Source organism: Herbaspirillum sp. GW821-FHT09A12 (genome assembly GCF_059418325.1).
In genome coordinates this window covers 96,697-117,515 of sequence record NZ_JBWKPR010000002.1, presented here as the reverse complement: position 1 = coordinate 117,515, position 20,819 = coordinate 96,697, and the positions used below count along the sequence as shown (strand labels likewise).

The window sequence follows — 20,819 nt, the reverse complement described above, 5'->3', positions numbered from 1 at the left end:
AACACGGCCCGCGAGGCCTCCCGTCTTGACAACCGCGAATCCGCTTAGTTCTTCGTTCCGCCCGCTTGCAGCAGCGCCTGGATCATCTCGTGCGTGGCCTGGGCCGCCAGCAGCGGCGACTCCATGGGAAACAGGTGGCCGCCGGGGATCTGCCGGAAGTGGCGGCCCACCAGGCGCCGGGTGGCATCCAGCCCGGCCAGCCGGCATTCGACCGAATCGACGCCGCCGACAAATCCGATCGGCACCGGATAAGGCCGGCGCGTCAGGCATCCAAGGTGATGGGGAATGGTGCGATAGACCGCGGTTTCCGCCTCGCGCGTGAAGCGCAGGCGTACGCTGCCGTCCTCCTGCGGCGCCAGGCCATGTTCCACGTAGTCGCGCAGCACGCGCTGCGGCCAGGCGGCGAACATGGCCTTGGCGGCGTAATGCTGGTAGGCGCTCTCCATGTCGGGCCAGACATTGCGGCGCTTGACCGACGCCACCGCCGGCGAACGCTTGCCCTCCAGCTTGAGCAATTTGGCCACGCGCAAGGCCTGCGCGCGCCAGCCCGCCACGATGGGCGAATCCAGCAGCACCACGCAGCGCGCCAGGTCGGGACGCTTGCGCGCGGCCATCAGCGACAGGATGCCGCCCATCGAATGCCCTACCAGGATCGCCGGTTCGCGGTAATTGCTTTCCAGCTCCTCGACCAGCTCGCGCCCCAGCTTGCGCCAGCCGTCATCGACCGGATAACGCGGGTTGTGCGCATGCATGGCCAGCGCGCGCACGTCGTAGTGCTGGCGCAGTTGTTCGAAGAACATGCCATAGGTACCGGCCGGGTAACTGTTGGCATGCGCGAAATGCAAGATCGGCAAGCTCATGGAACGGAATAGGAGAAAGGTAATGGCAGCATAGCAAAACCGCAATCACCCTGAGCGTGCTATTTTCCCGGATCGCGAAATATTGGACTAACGCCCATACCAATAGCGCGCATGCGTCTTGCGGTACTCCTCCACATTCAACTGGTCGCCGAAGGTGAGCGTCACCGCCCCCGATTCATCGGTACGCAAACGGCGGATGCCCAGGCGCTGGTAGCGCTCGAAGACTTCCGGATTGGGATGGTTGAAGCGGTTGCGGTAACCGACCTGGAAGATCGCCACCTCCGGCCGCACGGCGCGCAGGAACGGCTCGGTCGAGGAAGTCTTGCTGCCGTGATGCGGCGCCAGCAGCACGGTCGACGGCAACTGCTCGGCCATGGCGCCATTGAGCATCTGATCTTCCTGTATCGCCTCGGCATCGCCGGCCAGCAGAATCGATTGGCGCCCGATCTGCACCTTCAGCACGCAACTGAGCGCATTGGGCCGCCACTTGGTGCTCTCATAGATGGCAGGCACCGGATGCAGCATGGTGAAACCGATGCCGTCCCAATTCCACGATTGCCCCGCCACGCAGCGCTGGTGCGACGGCGAAGCCTTGACGATGGGGCTGCCCTCGGCCAGCGATGAATAAACGCTGTCGATACGCACGCCCTTGAGCAGGGACAAGGCGCCACCGGAATGGTCGATATCGCTATGCGAGATGACCATGCGGTCGATCCGGTCGATGCCGCGCGCGCGCAGGTAAGGCAGGAGCACCCGGGTGGCGCCGTCGGATTGCGGCGTGTAGTACGGGCCGGTGTCATACAGCAAGCGGTGGCCCGGGGTTTCCACCAGCAGCCCCATGCCCTGGCCGATGTCGAAGGCGGTGACGCGCATGGTGCCGTCCGCCGGCGCGCCGGGCGCGTTCAGGATCAGCGGCAGCCAGCCGAACACCCCCAGCCAGCGGACCGGCCAGCCGCGCGGCGCCAGCACCAGCAGCGTGCCGCCCAGCGCCAGCAGGAACATCCACCAGCTCGGCAACGGCGCTTCCCATACCGCGAACGGCATCGCCTCCAGCCAGCCCAGGAAGCCGGCCAGCCACACCAGCAACTGGTGCGGCACCTGCAGCACCCATTCGGCGGCAAATGCCGGCAAGATGCTGCCCAGCAGCGACAAGGGCGTGACCACCAGCCCCACCAGCGGGATGGCGACGGCGTTGGCGATCGGGCTGACCAGCGAATATTGGCCAAACAGCAATACCGTCAGCGGCACCAGGCCGAGCGTGATGATGTACTGGGCCTGGGCCCCGGACTTGATTGCCAGCCACAGCTTCTGCCACCAGCGGGTACGCGCCGCCGCCGCCATCGCATGGCGCGGCTGCATGCGTCCGACCGTGCCGTACAGCAGCAAGCCCACGGCGCCGAAGGACAGCCAGAAGCCCGGCCACAGCAGGGACCAGGGATCGAGCAGCAGCACCAGCCCCAAGGCCAGGCACAGCACCACCGACACGCGCGTGATGCGGCCGCTCCAGAAAGCGACGCCGACCACGATCAGCATGTAAAGCGTGCGTTGCGCCGGCACGCCGAAGCCGGCCAGCAAGACATACACCAGCGCCATCAGCATGCCGGCGATGACCGCCACCTTCTGCGCCGGCAGCAGCAACGGCAATTGCGCGCCGGTAAAGAACGAGCGCCGCCACAGCCAGCTCGCAAGACCGCCGCACATTGCCGCCAGCATGGTGATGTGCAGGCCGGAAATCGCCATCAGGTGGCCGATGCCGGTGCGGTTGAAGATGCTCCAGTCGGATTGGCTGATGCCGCGCTGGTCGCCCATGACCAGCGCCGCGATCACCGGCGCGTAAGGCTCGCCCGGCAATGCCGCCAGGATGCGGTCGCGCAGCCAGCCGCGCGTGTATTCGATGGCATTCGACGGCGTCCAGACAAAGGCGTCGAGGCGCCGGTTGGCCGCGCCCGCCGTCGCGCCAGACGCCGCCGGTGCTGCCACGACATAGCCGGTGGCGCGCACATCGTCCTGCAACAGCCACACCTCATAATCGAAACCGCCCGGATTGGCGTTGCCGTGCGGGCGCTTCAGGCGCACCGTCAGCCGCCAGCGCTCGCCGGGCCGGATATCGGCCACCGGCTGACGTCCCGGCGCCGCCGCTTCGCCATCCTCCGTTGGCACCTGATAACGGCGGTTGCCGTACCACGCCAAGGCCAGCCTGGGCGGCACCGGCGGCGTCACCGCACCCTGCTGCGTCACCTGCTGCACCACCTGCTCGACATCGAAACGAAAGCGCACGCCCTGCTCATTGCGGTCCGGCAGGTTGGCCACGGTGCCGATCACGGTCACGTCCCGGCCCTCCCACGCCGATGGCAGTTCCTGCTCCAGGAAATAGTGCGCAAAGGCCCCGGCCCACAAGAAACCGACCCAGGCGCCGCAAGTCAGCAATAACGGGATGCGCAGGAAGGGTTGCCAGAATTTCCATGCGGTGAGCGCCAGCAGCACGGCCAGCACCAGGCCGGCCACATACCATTCCATGCCGGGCAGCCGCGCCTGCATCTGCAGCAATCCTATGCCGAAGGCAAAGCCGATGATCACACTGCGCATCAGAAGCCCAATCCGGAAGAGGCAAGCCGCGGCAAGGCGGCCAGGGCATTGGCGCAAGTGGCGGCGGCGACCTCTGGCAGCGGCATGCCGCGCAGCCCGGCCAGCACCTCGCCGATGCCTGGAATCTGGTCCGGCGTATTGACGCCGGGATGGCGCCAGGCGGGGGAAATATCAGGCGCATCGGTCTCCAGCACGATGGCCGGCAACGGCAGCTCGGCGGCCAGCCGGCGGATCTGCAGCGAACGCGGGAAGGTCATGGCGCCGCCGAAGCCCAGGTGCAACCCCAGGTCGATAAACGCCTGCGCCTGCTGGAAACTGCCATTGAAGGCATGCGCGATGCCGCCCGGCACGCGGATGCGGCGCAGATGCTTCAAGATGATGTCCTGCGAGCGGCGCACATGCAGCAGCACCGGCAGCCCGAAGTCACGAGCCAGCTTCAGTTGTTCGGAAAAGAAGAATTCCTGCTTCTCGCGCAGCGGCGTCTCCTTCAGTTCCGGCACGAAGAAATCCAGCCCGATCTCGCCCACGCCGATAAACAGCGGGTCGGCCAAGGCGCTTTCGATGGCGGCGCGCAAGGCTTGCAGGTCGGATTCCTGGGCGGTCGGCACGTACAGCGGGTGGATGCCCAGCGCATAGACGCCATTGCCTACCTCACGCGCCAACTGCGCCACGACGCCGAAATTGGCCCGCGCGATGGCCGGAATCACGATCGCCCGCACGCCGGCCCGCGCCGCATCGTCAGCGACGGAGGCGTTATGGCCGCCGAATTCCCCGGCGTCGAGATGGCAATGCGTGTCGACCCACATGTGCGTACTGGTATGGCGTGAAGACTCGATGTGAAAGTACATTAAGTCGCCGGCTTGTGCCGGCGCGCACGCAAAGAGGGCTGGACTGCCATGATCGTCCTGGCATGCTTCCCCCGAAGCGTATTTTTTTTAATGCAGCATACCCGGATTCGTTCCAGGCCCAGAAGCGGGAGTTTACCGTTTAACGGCCGCTTGCAACTCTTAACATGAGTAAAGAAACGGGCAAACAGAATTTAACCCGGATAAACCGCAATCTGCGTCATCTCCGACAGGACAAACAAAATGGACAAACAAAAAGGACGCAATCTCTTGCGTCCTTTTTTCCTGAGCCTGGCAAGCTAAGCCCGGCGCTATCCCGCAATCTCGTCAGGCCGCTTCCAGCGACTTGCCCAGCTTGCGCAGGAATTGCTCGCAACGGTCCAGCTGCGCCAGCGTCACGAACTCGTTGGGCTTGTGCGCATTGTCGATGCTGCCGGGGCCGCACACGATGGTGGGGATGCCGATCTGCTGGAACAGGCCGGCTTCGGTGCCATAGGCCACCTTGCGCGTCTCGCGGTCGCCGGTCAGCGTGCGCACCAGTTCGGTGATCGCCGCCTGCTCGGCCGCTTCCAGCGCCGGGCTACCGGCGAAATTGTCGATTTCGATGCGGGCGTCGGCAAACTCCGCCTGCATCTTCGGCAACAGCACGTCGCGCACGTAGACATCGATCTGCGCCTGGATGTCGGCCACCTTCATGCCCGGCAGGTTGCGGAACTCATAGGTGAACTCGCACAGCTCGGGAATGGTGTTGACCGCGATGCCGCCGCGGATCTGGTTGGTGGTCATGGTGGAAAACGGCACGTCGAAGAACTGGTCGTACGGGCCATTGGCCTTGTAGGCATCAGCGAAGTCGCGGATGGCGCAGATCATGCGCGCGGCGTATTCGATGGCGTTGCAGCCCTGCGGCGTGAGCGACGAGTGGGCCGACTTGCCATGCACCTTGCAGGCGAACACGTTGATGCCCTTGTGCGCCACCACCACGTTCATGCCGGTGGGCTCGCCCACCACGCAGCCGTCGACCTTGATGCCGCGCTTGACGATTTCTTCCAGCATCGCCGGCGCGCCGATGCAGCCGATTTCCTCGTCATACGAGAACGCCAGGTGCAGCGGCTTGGCGCGCGGCATGGCCAGGAACTCCGGCGTGAGCGCCATGGCCGTGGCGATGAAGCCCTTCATGTCGCAACTGCCGCGCGCGTACAGGGCGCCGTCCTTCTCGACCAGCTTGAATGGGTCGGTGTCCCACTTCTGGCCGTCCACCGGCACCACGTCGGTATGCCCGGACAGGACGATGCCGCCCTGGGTCGCGCCCGCATTGGCGCCGGCGGTGGCCGGCAGCGTGGCAAACAGGTTGGCCTTGGTCTTTTCCTTGTTGTGGGCGAACCAGGGCTTGATGCCCTGCTGCTCCAGGTTATCGCGCAAGGCGGCGATCAGTTCAAGATTGGAGTTGCGGCTGGTAGTGTCGAAACCGACCAGTGTTTCCAGCCATTGACGCTTATTCATTTGGTATTGCTCCCTTTCAAAACAGGTACGCGGCAGGCGCCCGCTGGGCCCCGCCGCCACCGATGCAGCCATACAGCCATGCAGCCATGCAGCAAGCTTACTCCGTAATCGGCCCGGCCTGCTGCAGGCCGTTTTCCGACAATCTCAGGACCCGCCCGCAACGCGCGGCCAGGTCGCTGTCATGGGTCACGATCACGAAGGCCGTGCCCAGCGTCTGCGACAGTTCGAGCATCAGCTCAAACGTCTTGTCGGCGGTGCCGCGGTCGAGGTTGCCGGTGGGCTCATCAGCCAGCACGCAGGCCGGATGCGTCACCAGGGCGCGCGCCAGCGCCACGCGCTGGCGTTCGCCGCCGGAGAGCTCGCCCGGCACGTGCGACACGCGCTGCTCCAGGCCGACCCGGGCCAGGATCTCGCGCGCCTGCTGCTGCGCCTGGTCGCGCTTGACGCGACGGATCATCAGCGGCATGGCGACGTTATCCAGCGCCGAGAATTCCGGCAGCAGGTGGTGGAACTGGTAGACGAAGCCCAGCGACTTGTTGCGCAGCTCGCCGCGCGCCGATTCGCCCAGGCTGGCAAAATCCCGGCCCTGCAGCACGACCGAACCGGCGGACGGCGTATCCAGCCCGCCCAGCAGATGCAGCAAGGTCGACTTGCCGGAACCCGAGGCGCCGACGATGGCCACCTGCTCGCCATGATGCACATCGATGTCGATGCCGGCCAGCACCTTCACCGAATATTTGCCTTGGGTGAAGGTCTTGCCCAGGCCGCGCGCGGCCAGTACCACTTGGTTGTTGTCCATTGCCTTATTCATAACGCAGGGCCTCCGCCGGTTTGACGCGGGATGCGGCCCAGCTCGGATACAGCGTCGCCAGGAAGGCCAGCACCACCGCCACGCCGCCGATGGTGTAGACATCGGACCAGATCAGGTCGGAAGGCAACTCGGAGATCACGTAAATGCTCTTGGGCAGGAACTGCACGTGGAAGGCGCGTTCGATGGCCGGCACCACCACGTCGATGTTGAGCGCCACCGCCACGCCCAGGCCGATGCCGATGGCCGTGCCGATCAGCCCCACCAGCGCCCCCTGGATGACGAAGATCTTCATGATGGAACCGGGCGAAGCGCCCAGCGTGCGCAGGATGGCGATGTCGGCCTGCTTGTCGGTCACCGTCATCACCAGCGTGGACACCAGGTTGAAGGCGGCCACCGCGATGATGAGCGTCAGGATGATGAACATCATGCGCTTCTCGGTCTTGACCGCGGCGAACCAGTTGCTGTTCTGCTGCGACCAGTCGCGCAGGTAGAGGTCGCCGCTCAGCGTCGAGGCCAGTTGCTGGGTCACCTGCGGCGCCTGCAGCATGTCGCGGATGCGCAGCCGCACGCCGGTCGGGGCGTCGAGGCGGAACAGGGTTTCCGCATCCTGGATGTGGATGAAGGCCAGCGAAGAGTCGAACTCATAGTGTCCGGCCTCGAAAATGCCGCCCACCGTGAATTGCTTCAGGCGCGGCAATACCCCGGCCGGCGTCACCTGCCCTTGCGGCGCGATCAGCGTCACCTTGTCGCCGATGCCCACGCGCAAGCCGCGCGCCAGCTCGCTGCCCAGCACAATGTCGAATTCACCGGGCTTGAGCGAGGCGAAACTGCCTTGCTTGATCTGCTTGGCGACATCGGAAACCTTGGGCTCCTCTTCCGGCAGCACGCCGCGGATCAGCACGCCGCGCACATTGTCATCGCGCGTCATCATCGCCTGCGCCGCCACATAGGGCGCGGCGCCCAGCACTTCCTTGTTCTGGAAGGTCTGCTTGGCCACCGCTTGCCAGTCGCGCATGGCGCCGGAAGCGTCGAATACCTCGATGTGCGCCAGCACCGACAGCATGCGGTCGCGCACTTCCTTCTGGAAACCGTTCATGACCGACAGCACCACGATCAGCGCGGCCACGCCAAGCGCGATGCCGGCCATGGAAATCAGGGAAATGAAGGAGATGAAACTGTTGCGGCCGCTGCGCTTGCCAGCGCGCGTATAACGGATGCCGACCAACCATTCGAACGGCAGGTTTTTTATTAGACTCAAAATTGCTCCGAGAGAAGGCTGAATGAAAAGCGCGGCCAATGATGTCCCCATCACAACGAATACCGGCGCATTTCGACAGGCGAAGCGCGAAGTTTGCCACAGAATGGGCCGGGCGGCCCAGCTCGCTTGCCCCGTTCGCTGCCGTGCCGGGATAGAGCCCGGCTTTGTCCATAGGTTCTCGGCGACATGAAGTCTTACATTTGCGGCAAGCGGCGCAGCCATCCCGAGGCAGGTTCCATATCGACAACTTCTGCCGCGTATTTTGTCATGGCGCCGCGCCCGGCATTGCGCGCGGAACTGGTTATATATACAGTACAAGGCTTTCCGCAACATCCAACCCCGATACGCCAATACACCAATGCTGCCCGATCCAGCCGCCGCCCTTGATGCCGCCGAGCCCGCCGCCGATGCCGGCAAGGATCCCTTTGCCAGGCTCAACGAGCAACAGCGCGCCGCGGTAGAACATGGCGGCAAGCTGCCGCCCGCCCGGCAAGATCCCTTGCTGATCGTGGCCGGCGCCGGTTCCGGCAAGACCAGCACGCTGGCGCACCGGGTCGCCAAATTGATCCTGGACGGCGCCGATCCGCAACGCATCCTGCTGCTGACCTTTTCGCGCCGCGCCGCCGCCGACATGGGACGGCGCGTCGGCCAGGTGATCGGGCAAGTGCTGCAACTGCCGCCATCGGCGTCGCCGCCGCAACTGCCGTGGTCGGGCACCTTCCATGCGATCGGCGCGCGCCTGCTGCGCGACTACGCGCTGCAAATCGGCCTGGAAAAAGATTTCACCATCCAGGACCGCGGCGACTCGGAAGACCTGATGGGCCTGCTGCGCCATGAGATGGGGCTGACGGCCACCGACAAGCGCTTTCCACTGAAGGCCACCTGCCTGGCTATCTATTCGCGCGCGGTCAACACCCGCGAAGATCTGGGCACGGTGCTGCACACGCAATTCCCCTGGTGCCGCGAATGGGAGACCCAACTGGCCGAACTGTTCGCGCACTACGCCGACGCCAAGGAACAACAGCACGTGCTGGACTACGACGACCTGCTGCTGTTCTGGGCCGACCTGCTGTCCGACGCCGAGCTGGCGCGCCATGTGGGTGAACGCTTCGACCATGTGCTGGTGGACGAATACCAGGACAGCAACCGCCTGCAGGCCGAGATCCTGCAACGCATGAAGCCCGACGGCGCCGGCGTCACCGCCGTGGGCGACGACGCCCAATCGATCTACTCCTTCCGCGGCGCCACGGTGCGCAACATCCTCGAGTTTCCCGCGCTGTTCTCGCGCCCGGCGCGCATCGTCACGCTGGAGCGCAATTACCGCTCGACCCAGCCGATCCTGGCGGCCTCCAATGCCGTCATCGCCGAGGCTCCCGAGCGCCACCACAAGAACCTGTGGAGCGACCTGCCCTCCTCGCAAAAGCCGCAACTGGTGCTGATCCCGGACGAAGTGGAACAGGCGCGCTGGATTGCCAACCGGGTGCTGGCGCACCGCGAACAGGGCCTGACGCTGAAGTCGCAGGCGGTGCTGTTTCGCACCGCCACGCACAGCGCGGCGCTGGAGCTGGAACTGGCCCGCCGCAACATCCCCTTCCTGAAATTCGGCGGCTTGAAGTTCCTCGAAAGCACCCACATCAAGGACCTGCTTTCGCTGCTGCGCCTGGCGCACAATCCCAACGGCCGCATGGCCGGCTTTCGCGCGCTGCAGTTGATCCCGGGCATCGGCCCGGCCACCGCCAGGAAGGCGCTGGACCTGATGGCCGCCGCCGACGACCCGGCCGCCGCCCTGCTCGACTTCGCCCCGCCGGCCAATGCGGCGCTGGAGTGGCAGGCCTTCGCCAACACCTATGCGCTGATGCGCCGCGCATCGGCGCCATGGCCGGACGACATCCATGCCGCGCGCGACTGGTACCTGCCGCAACTGGAACGCAAGTACGATGACGCCGGCACCCGCAGCGCCGACATCGAACAACTGGCCGCGCTGGCCGGCGGCTATGCCTCGCGTGAAAAATTCCTGACCGAACTGACGCTGGACCCGCCCGAAGCCAGCGGCGACTATGCGGAACCGCCCTACCGCGACGAGGACTACCTGACGCTGTCCACCATCCACTCCGCCAAAGGCCAGGAATGGCGCTCGGTGCATGTGCTCAACGTGGTGGACGGCTGCATCCCGTCGGATCTGGCCACCGGCAACGAAGCCGAGATCGCCGAAGAGCGCCGCCTGCTGTACGTGGCCATGACGCGCGCCAAAGAATACCTGCACCTGGTGGTGCCGCAACGCTTCTACGTCACCCAGCAGACGCCGCAAGGCGACCGCCACGTCAACGCCATCCGCAGCCGCTTCATCACGCCGCGCATGCTGCCGCACTTCGAAGACAGCCTGTGGCTCTCGGCCGAAACCAACGGCGCACGCACGCCCATGCCCGACAGCGTCAGGATGCTGGTGCGGCAGCGGGCCAGGAATGCCTGGAAGCAGGGCTAGGCCCGCCTTCCAGGCGCAAGCCTGCCCCGACTTGCGCCAGAACAACGGGAGCAATTGCGGGACACTCGCAGCAACGCCCGCATCGCTTGGGCTGCCAACCGCTAAAATAGCACCCCATGAATCAACTCGACATCCTCATCCCCTTCGCCCTGCCCCCTGCCGGCATGGCGCGCGACCTGCTGCGCCAATGCCAGGCGCCGGCGCTGGCGATGCTGCTGGCGCGCGGCAAACACGCCGCGCCGACCCAATCCCACGATCCTTTTTCGCGCGCCTTGCCGCATGAGCACTGGCTGGCGCAACGCTTCGGCCTGCCGCAACCGGCGCAGGACAGCAGCCCGGCGGCCGCTGCGGCCCTGATGCGCGGCCTCGGCCACACGCCGGCCGCCGGCCAGTGGTTCGTGCTGCATCCGGCCCACATCCACGTCGCGCGCGACCACCTGGTGCTGACCGATGTGGCGCAGTTGCAGCTGGATGAGGCGCAATCGCAGAAGCTGTTTGCGTCGGCCGCGCCGCTGTTTACCGACATCGGCCATGAAGTGGTGTATGGCGACGCCCGCACCTGGTTCATCCGCGCCGACGCCTGGGCCGGCCTGCGCACCTCGACCCCGTCCGCCGCCAGCGGCCGCAATGTCGATATCTGGATGCCGGAGGGCCCGGGCGAACTGGCCTGGCGCAAGCTGCAAAACGAAGTGCAGATGCAGTGGTTCTCGGAAAGCCTGAATGAAGAGCGCGAAATGCGCGGCCTGAAGGCGGTCAACTCGATGTGGATCTGGGGCGGCGCCGATGCCAAGGTTTGCGCCGCGCCGGCCTATGCCGCCAGCTATGGCCTCAATGGCTGGACGCAAGCGTTCGGCGCCGCGGCGGTGACGCCATCCACCGCCGCCGAGGTCGCCGCCGGCAGCGGCCGCCGCTTGCTGCTGCTGGACCAGTTGGTGGAAATCGCCCTGGCCGAGGAATGGGGCCTGTGGCTGCAGCGTATGGAAACCCTGGATCGCGAATGGCTGGCGCCGCTCTTGGCATCGCTGCGCGGCGGCGCCTTCGACGCCATCAACCTGGTCCTGGCCGGCTCCGACAAGCTGGCGCAGATTTCCGTCACCCGTGGCGCGCTGCGCAAGTTCTGGCGCAAACCCTCGTTACAAAGACTCGCCGCATGATCCGCATCGCCACCCGCCCCTACTCCATCCAGCAGTCCGAGCAACTGATCGCCGAAGGCGTGCACCCGGTGCTGGCGCGCGTGTACGCGGCGCGCGGCCTGGCCAGTGCGCGCGAACTGGCCAGCGAGCTCAATGCCCTGATCGCGCCGTCCGGCCTGTTGCATATCGACGCCGCCGCCAGTTACCTGGCCGACGCCATCGCCGCCCGCAAGAAGCTGGTGATCGTGGCCGACTACGATTGCGACGGCGCCACCGCCTGCGCCGTGGGCCTGCGCGGCTTGCGCCTGTTGGGTGCGCAGGTTGACTACATCGTGCCCAACCGCTTCGAGTACGGCTATGGGCTCACCCCGGAGATCGTCGCGCTGACCGTGCGCGAAAAGGCGCCGGACGTGATCATCACGGTCGATAACGGCATCGCCAGCATCGACGGCGTGGCCGAGGCCAAGCGGCGCGGCATCGACGTGGTCGTGACCGATCACCACCTGCCGGGCGACGCGCTGCCCGACGCGCGCGTGATCGTCAACCCGAACCAGCCCGAATGCGGCTTCCCCAGCAAGAACCTGGCCGGCGTGGGCGTGATGTTCTACGTGCTGCTGGCGCTGCGCGCCGAGATGCGCAAACGCGGCATCTTCGATGCGCAAACCCAGCCAAGGCTGGATGCGCTGCTGGATCTGGTGGCATTGGGTACGGTGGCCGACGTGGTCAAGCTGGACGCCAACAACCGTATCCTGGTGGCGCAGGGCTTGAAGCGCATGCGCAGCGGCAAGATGCATGCCGGCATCGCCGCGCTGTTTCGCGCGGCCGGGCGCGAGGCGCGGCGCGCCACGCCGTTCGACCTGGGTTTCGCGGTCGGCCCGCGCCTGAACGCGGCCGGGCGCCTGGCCGACATGGCGCTGGGCATCGAATGCCTGACCACCGACGATGAAGGCCGGGCCTGGGCCATCGCCCAGGAGCTCGACGCCATCAACCGCGAACGGCGCGACATCGAAGCCGGCATGCAGGACACCGCGCTGAACCTGCTGGACGATTTCAATCCGGCCGACCGTCGCACCATCGCCGTGTTCGACGCCTCCTGGCACCAGGGCGTGATCGGCATCGTGGCCTCGCGCCTGAAGGACAAGTTCTACCGCCCGACGATCACCTTCGCGCCCGGCGACGAAGGTTTCATCAAGGGCTCGGGCCGCTCGATCGCCGGTTTCCACCTGCGCGACGCGCTCGACCTGGTTTCCAAGCATGCGCCGTCGGTGATCACCAAGTTCGGCGGCCATGCGATGGCGGCCGGGCTGACCATCCATGCCGAGGCCTTCGACGCCTTCGCCCAGGCGTTCGAAGCGGTCGGCCAGGACTGGCTGACGCAAAACCAGCTGGAGCGCGTGATCGAGACCGACGGCGTGCTGGAGGATGCCTATTATTCGGTGCAGTTCATCGGCGTGATGGACGAGCAGGTATGGGGCCAGGGCTTTGCGCCGCCGGTGTTCTGCGACACCTTCCGCGTGCTCAACCAGCGCATCCTGAAAGAAAAGCACCTGAAGCTGCTGCTGGAAAAGAATGGCCAGAAATACGACGCCATCTGGTTCGGCCACGCCGATGCCCTGCCCGACTACGCCACCGTCGCTTTCCGCCTGGACGCCAACGAATACAACGGCAAGACCACCGTGCAATTGATGGTGGAGCACGCCGAACCGGCCTGACCGGCTCCTGGCGCCGCCCATCTTGTGGCAAAGCGCAAATAGAATGCCAACAAGGCCGCCGCCTGATGGCACAATGCCACAATGTCATCAGGCGCACCTCCGGCAGCACGGCGCCCTGATGGAAACGGGTTCCCGGGCAGAACAACAACACCAAACCTTGCCGATGAAGATCAAACGCTTCGCCAACAGCCTTCTCACCCGCCTTGTGCTGTTGGGGATCGTGGTCATCGTCTCCACGGCGATCGCACGTTACTATTTCCTGGTCAACTTTCTGGAAAGCGACCAGAACGTCGTCGCCGCCGAACGGCAAGGCACCATCGCCGGCTACCTGGCGCAGGACATCGGCTACCGTATCGAAGAACGGCGCAGCTTCCTGGAACGTCTGGCGGCGCACATGCCGCCAGCCCTGCTGCGCGATCCGGCCGCCGCGCGCGCATGGCTGCGCGAACGTTACGAACTGCAGCCGCTGCTGGCGCAACACTTCTTCGTGGCTGACGACAGCGGCGCGATCCTGCTCGACTACCCCGCGATGAAGAATCGGCGCGCCTTGTCGCTGGCCGCCGACCCCGATTACCAACGCGCGCTGGCCGGGGCGACCGTGATCGGCGAACCGTTCCTGAGCCCGGCATCGGGGACGCCGGTTCTGGTCATGCTGGTTCCGATCAAGGACGCGGGCGGCAAGGTGGCGGCGGTGCTGGGCGGCATCAACGAACTCAACGCGCCCGGATTTCTCGCGCAACTGCAGCAGGGACGCCTGGAACCGTCCGGCGGCTTCCAGCTGGTGTCGCCGGCACGGCGGCGGGTCATCGCCGCCAACGATCCCTTGCTGGTCTTCACTGCGCTGCCGGCCAGCGGGGCCGATCCCATGCTGGACCGCGCGCTGGCGGGTTTTCGCGGCAACGGTGCCGCCCCCAATGCCAACGGCGTCGATGAGATCAAGGGATTCGCCTCGGTGCCCGGCACCGGCTGGTTCGTCACCGCCAGCCTGCCGCTGGCCTCCGCGCTGCCGGCCGTGAGCCGCATGCGCCACCTGGTCGCGCGCGGCGGCCTGATCCAGGGAAGCGTGATCTTTCTGATCATCGCCCTGGCCTACCTCTGGTTCTTCCGTCCGCTGCGCCGCGCCGCCGACCTGGCCGACAAGATGACGCGCGGGGAAATCCCGCTATCGCCGCTGCCGGTGGTGCGGCGCGACGAGGTCGGCTACCTCACCATGGCATTCAACGGCTTGCTCGCCCGGCTCAAATTGCACCAGTCGGAACTGCAGCATCAGGCCCACCATGACGTCCTGACCGGCCTGCCCAACCGCACGATGCTGGCCGAACGCATGCAACAAGCGCTGGCCCGGGCCCGTTTCGGGCAAAGCGGAATCGCGCTGCTGTTTCTCGATCTCGACGGCTTCAAGCCGATCAACGACACCCTCGGGCATAAGGCCGGCGACCTGGCGCTGCAGGAAGTCGCCGGGCGCCTGCGCCAGGTGGCGCGCCATAGCGACACCCTGGCGCGCGTGGGCGGGGACGAATTCGTGCTGCTGGCCACCGACCTCGACGCGCCCCTGGAAAACGGCGCCCGCGCGCTGGCCGAAAAATGCATCAGGACGGTCTCCGAGCCGCTGCGGCTGGCGCCGGGGCAATACCAGTTGGGGGTCTCGATCGGGATTGCCGTGTGCGACGGCTGCTGCGACGCCGACAGCCTGCTGCAAGCCGCCGACCAGGCCATGTACAGCGCCAAGGCCGGCGGCCGCGGCGGCTATGTGATCGCGCCGGCCGGATGCGGCCGCGCCATCGTCAGCGCACCGGCAGGAACTGCAGGAACGAACCGCCCAGCAGGTTCTGCACATAGCTGATCCCGGCGCGGCGATATTTCTCGGTAATGAATTCGGCCATCAGGTCGAGACGGCCGACGATCTTGCCGAACTCCCGTTCGAAACTGAGGTTGCGCATGTCGGCATTGATCTCGTCGGACAGCAGCAATGGGCCGCCGGCCGCATTGCGGCGACTGGCCAGGATCCAGGCGCCGATCTCGACATTGCGCGCGGCGTTGTACAGGTGCTGGGCATCCAGCCCGTCGATGAGGAAGAATTCGATCTTGTTGCCGTGCGCGACGATGATCATGTCGGCGGTGGCATAGATAAAGGCGGCCACGCGGTCGCCCTTGAAGTCCGGGCCCAGCGCCAGCGCCATGGCGGCGATATCGCGCTTGCCCTGCAACTCGGGCCAGGGCTGGCGCTTCTCCACCGCCTCCTTTACCTTGGCGAGCGCCTCTTCGCGGCTGGCGGCGGTCTTTTTCCATTCCCCCGGGTTGCGCCGATAGAGCTTGTCCATCAGCAGGTAGAGCCCGTCGAGGTTGGCGCGCATGGCCAGCGTGGCGATCCGGTTGGTGTCGGACTGCCCCATCTCGCGCGAACTGGCGTCCGCGCCCTTGACCTGCCCATGCGGCGCCGGGGAACTGGCGCAGCCGGCCAGCAAGGCGGTGCACAGCAGCGTGATCGGCAGGAGGCGCGTTCCGGTTATGGTCATCGGCAGGCAAGTGAAAGCAAGCTGATAGGACTGATCCTAGCAGATTGCGTTCACTGCCCGAATGATGATTTCAGGTTGCGCCCGGCCACGGCGCCGCCGGATGGGACATCACCCCAGGGGCACGCCGGTCAGGTAACCGACTGTGGCGCCGAAACGATCCTTGTAGTTGGCGCGCACCAGCGGATCGAGCGTGGCCTTGACCTTGTCGTGCAAGCCCTTCTCCCAGTCGCCGGCGTGCTGGAAGTTGCTCATCACATAGGTCCAGCCATTGATCTCGTCGACCGCGTGCAAGCCGGTCGACTCGGCCCCTGCCGGGCAGGACAGCACGCGCGTCAATGCCTTGGTATCGACGTTGTAGGCCCACAGGAAGTTGTTGACGTGCATGCCGCTGTCTTCGCCGATGAACAGCGTGCGCAGCTTTTCCGAGAACTTGATGTTGTCCGGGTTGGCGATGCTATCTTGCGCTGCCAGGTTGCCCAGCGCATCCGGCGTCTTCAGATCCACGCCCACCAGTTCGGCCGGCGGCGCCATGTCGATCGGCACCCATTCGCTGTCGATGGCATGGCCCGCCGCGTCGCGCTGGCCGCCGCGCAGGTTCAAGGCATACACGGCGCCGGCCTTGGGGCCTTGCACCTTGATGTGGCCGGAGCCGTCCAGCATCGAGGTCTGCACATAGGACATGGCCGAATAGGCGATCTTGTCGCGCGCGTTGACGGTGGTGCCTTCCATCTTGGTGAAGCCCAGGCTGCCGCCGGCCAGCGCGGCGTAGCGGTGGGTTTCCAGGAAGGCGGCGGCCTTCTGCATGCCCGGCTTGAGGCGCACCCAGTTGGGCTTGCCGTTGAACGGGATTCTGGAGAACGAACCGTCGGACGGATCGCTGGTGCGGATATCCATGATGTCGGCGGCCTTGTAGCGCTCGGCCATGGCCTTGATTTCATCGCTGGTGGCGCTGCCCAGCTTGACCCACGACAGCTTGCCGGCCCCCGGCCCCACGCCCGAGACCTGCTCCCAGCGCGCCACATACAAGGCGCCCGCCGACAGGTCGGCCGCGCGCTCGGCGATGAACATGAACAGGCCGCCATTGGTGGCGTCGTCGCCCATCAGCACGGTGCGCCGGTCGGGCATGACCTGCACCAGCTCGTGCGAGATGCGACCCAGGCAGTAATGCTTTTTGATCGAACCGGTGCCGTCGGCATGTACCGTGACTTCGGGCAAGTGGCCGTAATGGTAGGGATTGGCGCGGCTTTCATCGCCGTACAGGTTCTTGCTGAAGGCCTTGAATTGCGGATTGGAAGCGATGGCGGCGGCGTCCGGCTCGTACTCTTCGCTGGAGAGGTGGGTATTCCACGGCGACAGGCTGGCGCCGCAGGTGATCCACAGGCCGTTGACCTGCGAAGTATCGACGTTGTGGTACCTGACCAGCGACAGCTTGCCCGAGGACGGCTCCTGGTCCAGCGTCAGCACCGCGATCGGCGAGGGCAACTGGCCGTACATCGCGGCCTGCTTCTGGTCGCGCGTGGTGTATTCGAACTGCACCACGGCGAATACCGTGTTGCCCTTCACGCCGGGCACGCTGGCGCCCTTGACGGTCAGCAGCGACGAGCCGTCCGGGCAGTCCGAGAAGAACTGGCGCTCCTTGCCCGGCACCGAGCGGTCGATGATCGGCTGGTTGTTGATATCGACATAACCGCCGGCCAGGATGGCGCCGCCACGGCCGTCCGGCACCATGTCGCCGGTCATGAAGAAAGGCTGGTAGGCCAGCTGGTAGGTTTGCTTGCTGCCGTCGGCGAACGCCACTTCCAGCGCCGAGCCCACGGTGGTGCTGGCCATCGCCGCCGGGTTGGCCAAGGTCGGCGCCGGCATGCCGGTGAAACGGGCCGACACGAAGGGCTTGCCCGCGCCCGGCGTGGCGCAGGCCGACAGCATGGCGGCGGCGCCGCCGGCCAGCGGCAGCAGCGGCGCGGCGGCCAGCGCCTTGAGCAGGCCGCGGCGGCCGGCCTGCGGGATGCCGTCTGGGGCGGCGGATTGGATGGCGTGTTGCTCAGGCTGTCTCATCGATGTTTCTCCGTGTCAACTTAAAGGACCCGCGGCGCATTGCGCCTGATGCGGCGTCAGCGTTTTGTCAGTCGTGCAAAGCGCTGCGATGGTAGCGGCCGAAAATGACAGGCTTGTGACGGGGCGGCGGCCGAATCGGCGCTCTCCTCTTGTATAATGTGCGGTTTGATCGCAAAAGAAACCATCATGGAAGCAGAACGCCTCAATTCCCTCCAATCCTTGCTCGACGACCTGGCCACCCGCGCCACCGAGCTACGGAGGTATCTTTGACTTCGATGTGAAGTCGGAGAAACTCGAACAAGTCAACGCCGAACTGGAAGACCCGAACGTCTGGAACGACCAGAAGCGGGCGCAGGACCTCGGCAAGGAAAAGAAATCGCTGGAAGCGATTGTCCACACCCTGATCAAGATCGACGCCGACCTCGGCGACGCCAAGGATCTCTTCGAGATGGCGCGCGAGGAAAAGGATGAAGACACCATCGCCTCCATCGAAAGCGATGCCGAAGGCCTGAAAAAGCTGGTGGAAGAAATGGAATTCCGCCGCATGTTCAGCGGCCAGATGGACGCCAACAACTGCTTCATCGACATCCAGGCCGGCGCCGGCGGCACCGAGGCGCAGGACTGGGCGTCGATGCTGCTGCGCCAGTACCTGCGCTATTGCGAGCGCAAGGGCTTCAAGGCCGAGATCCTGGAACAGTCCGACGGCGAAGTGGCCGGCATCAAGACCGCCACCATCAAGGTCGAAGGCGACTACGCCTACGGCTTCCTGCGCACCGAGACCGGCGTGCACCGCCTGGTGCGCAAGTCGCCGTTCGACTCGAGCAACGGCCGCCATACCTCGTTCTCGAGCCTGTTCGTCTACCCGGAAGTGGACGAATCCTTCGACATCGAGATCAACCCGGCCGATGTGCGCGTGGATACCTACCGCGCCTCCGGCGCCGGCGGCCAGCACATCAACAAGACCGACTCCGCGGTGCGCCTGACGCACGCGCCGTCCGGCATCGTCGTGCAATGCCAGAACGACCGCAGCCAGCACCGCAACCGCGCCGAAGCGTGGGAAATGCTCAAGTCCAAGCTGTTCGAACTGGAACTGCGCAAGCGCATGAGCGAACAGCAGAAGCTGGAAGACTCCAAGACCGACGTCGGTTGGGGCCACCAGATCCGCTCCTATGTGCTGGACCAGTCCCGCATCAAGGACCTGCGCACCAACCATGAAACCGGCAACACCAAGGCGGTGCTCGACGGCGACCTCGACGACTTCATCGCCGCTTCGCTGAAACAGGGCGTCTGACGGCGCGCGCCGCGGAGCCCCGCTCCACGGCGCCGCCACCTCCGACCGACCGTTCAACATTCAAGAATTCCAACCATGACCACGCAAAACAACAACGCCGCCCAGCCGGCACCTGCCGCCGACGAGAACAGCATCATCGCCGAGCGCCGCGCCAAGCTGGCGGCCATTCGCGCACAAGGCATCGCCTTCCCCAACGACTTCCGTCCGGCCGACAAGGCCGCCGAGCTGCACGCCAAATACGACGGGCTTGAGAACGAAGCGCTGGAAGCCAACCCGGTGAACGTCTCGGTGGCCGGGCGCATGATGTTGAAGCGGGTCATGGGCAAGGCCGCCTTCGCCACCCTGCAGGACGCCTCGGGCGAGCGCGCCGACGGCCGCATCCAGCTCTACGTGACCAAGGACGTGACCGGCGACGAAGCCATGGCCGCCTTCAAGCACTACGACCTGGGCGACATCCTGGGCGCCGAAGGCACGCTGTTCAAGACCAAGACCGGCGAGCTGTCGATCAAGGTGACCAGCCTCAAGCTGATCACCAAGTCGCTGCGCCCGCTGCCGGACAAGTTCCACGGCCTGTCCGACCAGGAAATGAAGTACCGCCAGCGCTACGTCGACCTGATCGTGAGCGAGGAAACCCGCCGCACCTTCAAGGCCCGTACCGCGGCCATGTCGTCGATCCGCCGTTTCATGGAGACCAACGGCTTCATGGAAGTGGAAACCCCGATGCTGCACCCGATCCCGGGCGGCGCCGCGGCCAAGCCCTTCATCACCCACCACAACGCGCTGGACATGCAGATGTTCATGCGCATCGCCCCCGAGCTGTACCTGAAGCGCCTGGTGGTGGGCGGCTTCGAGCGCGTGTTCGAAATCAACCGCAACTTCCGCAATGAAGGCGTTTCGCCGCGCCACAATCCGGAATTCACGATGATGGAGTTCTACGCCGCCTACGTGGATTACCAGTGGCTGATGGGCTTCACCGAACAGGTGATCCGCCAGGCCGCGATCGATGCCCACGGCACCGCCACCCTGACCTACCAGGGCCGCGAGCTGGACCTGTCCAAGCCGTTCGACCGCCTGACCATCACCGGCGCCATCGTCAAGTACGCGCCGCAGTACAGCGAGGCGCAACTGGCCGACATCGAATTCCTGCGCACCGAACTGAAGAAGTTCGGCGTCAAGACCGACCAGGCGCCGCTGGCCGGCGCCGGCATCGGCGCGCTGCAGCTGGCGCTGTTCGAAGAGACCGCCGAATCGCAGTTGTGGAACCCGACCTACATCATCGACTACCCGGTTGAAGTCTCGCCGCTGGCGCGCGCCTCCGACACCGTGCCGGGCATTACCGAGCGCTTCGAGCTGTTCATCACCGGCCGCGAGATCGCCAACGGCTTCTCCGAGCTCAACGATGCCGAAGACCAGGCCGCGCGCTTCCAGGCGCAAGTAGCCGCCAAGGACGCCGGCGACGAAGAAGCGATGTACTACGACGCCGACTACATCCGCGCGCTGGAATACGGCATGCCGCCGGCCGGCGGCTGCGGCATCGGCATCGACCGCCTGATGATGCTGATCACCGATTCGCCCAACATCCGCGACGTGATCCTGTTCCCGCACCTGCGCCGCGAAGACTGAATACCTGCCGCAACCTGTTTGCCGCAAGTGCGCCCCCCGCCCGGGATGCGCACTTGCGTTCCACCGCCCTCCTCCCACCGTCCCCAAAACGCAACGTTGCCGCGACGACAACACGCATCGGGCAACGCCGCCCAGCCCGCCGCACGC

The 20,819-nt window shown here is 65.7% G+C and carries 14 protein-coding genes; 6 read left to right on the top strand and 8 right to left on the bottom strand.

Annotated elements, in window-relative coordinates; all coding sequences use genetic code 11:
- Nucleotides 1-44: 44 nt before the first annotated feature.
- The 6 genes from AC07N6_RS05680 to AC07N6_RS05655 form a co-directional block, all read right to left on the bottom strand.
- Complete coding sequence (locus AC07N6_RS05680; RefSeq protein ID WP_494779347.1) at nucleotides 45-860, bottom strand: alpha/beta fold hydrolase; 816 nt, start codon at nucleotides 858-860, stop codon at nucleotides 45-47.
- Nucleotides 861-947: 87 nt separating this feature from the next.
- Nucleotides 948-3,446 carry a DNA internalization-related competence protein ComEC/Rec2 gene (locus tag AC07N6_RS05675; RefSeq protein WP_494779346.1) on the bottom strand — a complete coding sequence of 833 codons (2,499 nt, stop codon included), beginning with the start codon at nucleotides 3,444-3,446 and terminating at the stop codon, nucleotides 948-950.
- A complete protein-coding gene (locus AC07N6_RS05670; RefSeq protein ID WP_494780244.1) occupies nucleotides 3,446-4,252 on the bottom strand; it encodes a TatD family hydrolase in 807 nt (268 codons plus the stop codon). Before AC07N6_RS05670 ends, AC07N6_RS05675 begins: the two co-directional genes overlap by 1 nt.
- Nucleotides 4,253-4,618: 366 nt before the next feature.
- Nucleotides 4,619-5,791 (bottom strand): acetylornithine deacetylase, encoded by a 1,173-nt coding sequence (gene argE / locus AC07N6_RS05665; RefSeq protein ID WP_494779345.1) that lies wholly within the window; start codon nucleotides 5,789-5,791, stop codon nucleotides 4,619-4,621.
- 97 nt (nucleotides 5,792-5,888) lie between these two features.
- Nucleotides 5,889-6,602 carry a lipoprotein-releasing ABC transporter ATP-binding protein LolD gene (gene lolD / locus AC07N6_RS05660; protein WP_494779344.1) on the bottom strand — a complete coding sequence of 238 codons (714 nt, stop codon included), beginning with the start codon at nucleotides 6,600-6,602 and terminating at the stop codon, nucleotides 5,889-5,891.
- The gene (locus AC07N6_RS05655) at nucleotides 6,595-7,860 is read right to left on the bottom strand and encodes a lipoprotein-releasing ABC transporter permease subunit (RefSeq protein ID WP_494779343.1); all 1,266 of its coding nucleotides are present in this window, start codon (nucleotides 7,858-7,860) and stop codon (nucleotides 6,595-6,597) included. Before AC07N6_RS05655 ends, lolD begins: the two co-directional genes overlap by 8 nt.
- A gap of 358 nt (nucleotides 7,861-8,218) precedes the next feature.
- On the opposite strand from AC07N6_RS05655, the gene AC07N6_RS05650 reads away from it, so the two are divergent.
- The 4 genes from AC07N6_RS05650 to AC07N6_RS05635 all read left to right on the top strand — a co-directional run bounded on the left by AC07N6_RS05650 (nucleotide 8,219) and on the right by AC07N6_RS05635 (nucleotide 15,030).
- Nucleotides 8,219-10,342 carry an ATP-dependent helicase gene (locus AC07N6_RS05650; protein WP_494779342.1) on the top strand — a complete coding sequence of 708 codons (2,124 nt, stop codon included), beginning with the start codon at nucleotides 8,219-8,221 and terminating at the stop codon, nucleotides 10,340-10,342.
- A gap of 116 nt (nucleotides 10,343-10,458) precedes the next feature.
- A complete protein-coding gene (locus AC07N6_RS05645) occupies nucleotides 10,459-11,496 on the top strand; it encodes a hypothetical protein (RefSeq protein ID WP_494779341.1) in 1,038 nt (345 codons plus the stop codon).
- Nucleotides 11,493-13,187, top strand: a complete 1,695-nt coding sequence (gene recJ, locus AC07N6_RS05640; protein WP_494779340.1) for a single-stranded-DNA-specific exonuclease RecJ — start codon at nucleotides 11,493-11,495, stop codon at nucleotides 13,185-13,187. Before AC07N6_RS05645 ends, recJ begins: the two co-directional genes overlap by 4 nt.
- Before the next feature lie 163 nt (nucleotides 13,188-13,350).
- Complete coding sequence (locus tag AC07N6_RS05635; RefSeq protein ID WP_494779339.1) at nucleotides 13,351-15,030, top strand: bifunctional diguanylate cyclase/phosphodiesterase; 1,680 nt, start codon at nucleotides 13,351-13,353, stop codon at nucleotides 15,028-15,030.
- On the opposite strand, the gene AC07N6_RS05630 is transcribed toward AC07N6_RS05635, so the two are convergent.
- Both AC07N6_RS05630 and AC07N6_RS05625 read right to left on the bottom strand, forming a co-directional pair.
- A complete protein-coding gene (locus AC07N6_RS05630) occupies nucleotides 14,972-15,703 on the bottom strand; it encodes a hypothetical protein (RefSeq protein ID WP_494779338.1) in 732 nt (243 codons plus the stop codon). The two genes, AC07N6_RS05635 and AC07N6_RS05630, sit on opposite strands and share 59 nt — an antisense overlap.
- A 108-nt stretch (nucleotides 15,704-15,811) precedes the next feature.
- A complete protein-coding gene (locus AC07N6_RS05625) occupies nucleotides 15,812-17,758 on the bottom strand; it encodes a PhoX family protein (protein WP_494779337.1) in 1,947 nt (648 codons plus the stop codon).
- A 186-nt stretch (nucleotides 17,759-17,944) separates the two neighbouring features.
- Between AC07N6_RS05625 and prfB the strand changes: the two genes are divergently transcribed.
- Nucleotides 17,945-19,049, top strand: a protein-coding gene (gene prfB, locus AC07N6_RS05620; RefSeq protein WP_141916427.1) for a peptide chain release factor 2 whose coding sequence is annotated in 2 segments (ribosomal slippage) — nucleotides 17,945-18,025 and nucleotides 18,027-19,049 — 1,104 coding nt in all. Because the reading frame shifts where the segments join, the coding sequence is not laid out codon by codon here.
- 75 nt (nucleotides 19,050-19,124) lie between these two features.
- Complete coding sequence (gene lysS, locus AC07N6_RS05615) at nucleotides 19,125-20,672, top strand: lysine--tRNA ligase (RefSeq protein ID WP_494779336.1); 1,548 nt, start codon at nucleotides 19,125-19,127, stop codon at nucleotides 20,670-20,672.
- The last annotated feature ends 147 nt before the right edge of the window (nucleotides 20,673-20,819 follow it).

What these genes read in the sequence shown, in the direction of transcription:
- AC07N6_RS05680 (WP_494779347.1), bottom strand. Translation starts at nt 860, where the DNA reads ATGAGCTTGCCGATCTTGCATTTCGCGCATGCCAACAGTTACCCGGCC.
- AC07N6_RS05675 (WP_494779346.1), bottom strand. Translation starts at nt 3,446, where the DNA reads ATGCGCAGTGTGATCATCGGCTTTGCCTTCGGCATAGGATTGCTGCAG.
- AC07N6_RS05670 (WP_494780244.1), bottom strand. Translation starts at nt 4,252, where the DNA reads ATGTGGGTCGACACGCATTGCCATCTCGACGCCGGGGAATTCGGCGGC.
- argE (WP_494779345.1), bottom strand. Translation starts at nt 5,791, where the DNA reads ATGAATAAGCGTCAATGGCTGGAAACACTGGTCGGTTTCGACACTACC.
- lolD (WP_494779344.1), bottom strand. Translation starts at nt 6,602, where the DNA reads ATGAATAAGGCAATGGACAACAACCAAGTGGTACTGGCCGCGCGCGGC.
- AC07N6_RS05650 (WP_494779342.1), top strand. Translation starts at nt 8,219, where the DNA reads ATGCTGCCCGATCCAGCCGCCGCCCTTGATGCCGCCGAGCCCGCCGCC.
- AC07N6_RS05645 (WP_494779341.1), top strand. Translation starts at nt 10,459, where the DNA reads ATGAATCAACTCGACATCCTCATCCCCTTCGCCCTGCCCCCTGCCGGC.
- recJ (WP_494779340.1), top strand. Translation starts at nt 11,493, where the DNA reads ATGATCCGCATCGCCACCCGCCCCTACTCCATCCAGCAGTCCGAGCAA.
- AC07N6_RS05635 (WP_494779339.1), top strand. Translation starts at nt 13,351, where the DNA reads ATGAAGATCAAACGCTTCGCCAACAGCCTTCTCACCCGCCTTGTGCTG.
- AC07N6_RS05630 (WP_494779338.1), bottom strand. Translation starts at nt 15,703, where the DNA reads ATGACCATAACCGGAACGCGCCTCCTGCCGATCACGCTGCTGTGCACC.
- AC07N6_RS05625 (WP_494779337.1), bottom strand. Translation starts at nt 17,758, where the DNA reads ATGAGACAGCCTGAGCAACACGCCATCCAATCCGCCGCCCCAGACGGC.
- lysS (WP_494779336.1), top strand. Translation starts at nt 19,125, where the DNA reads ATGACCACGCAAAACAACAACGCCGCCCAGCCGGCACCTGCCGCCGAC.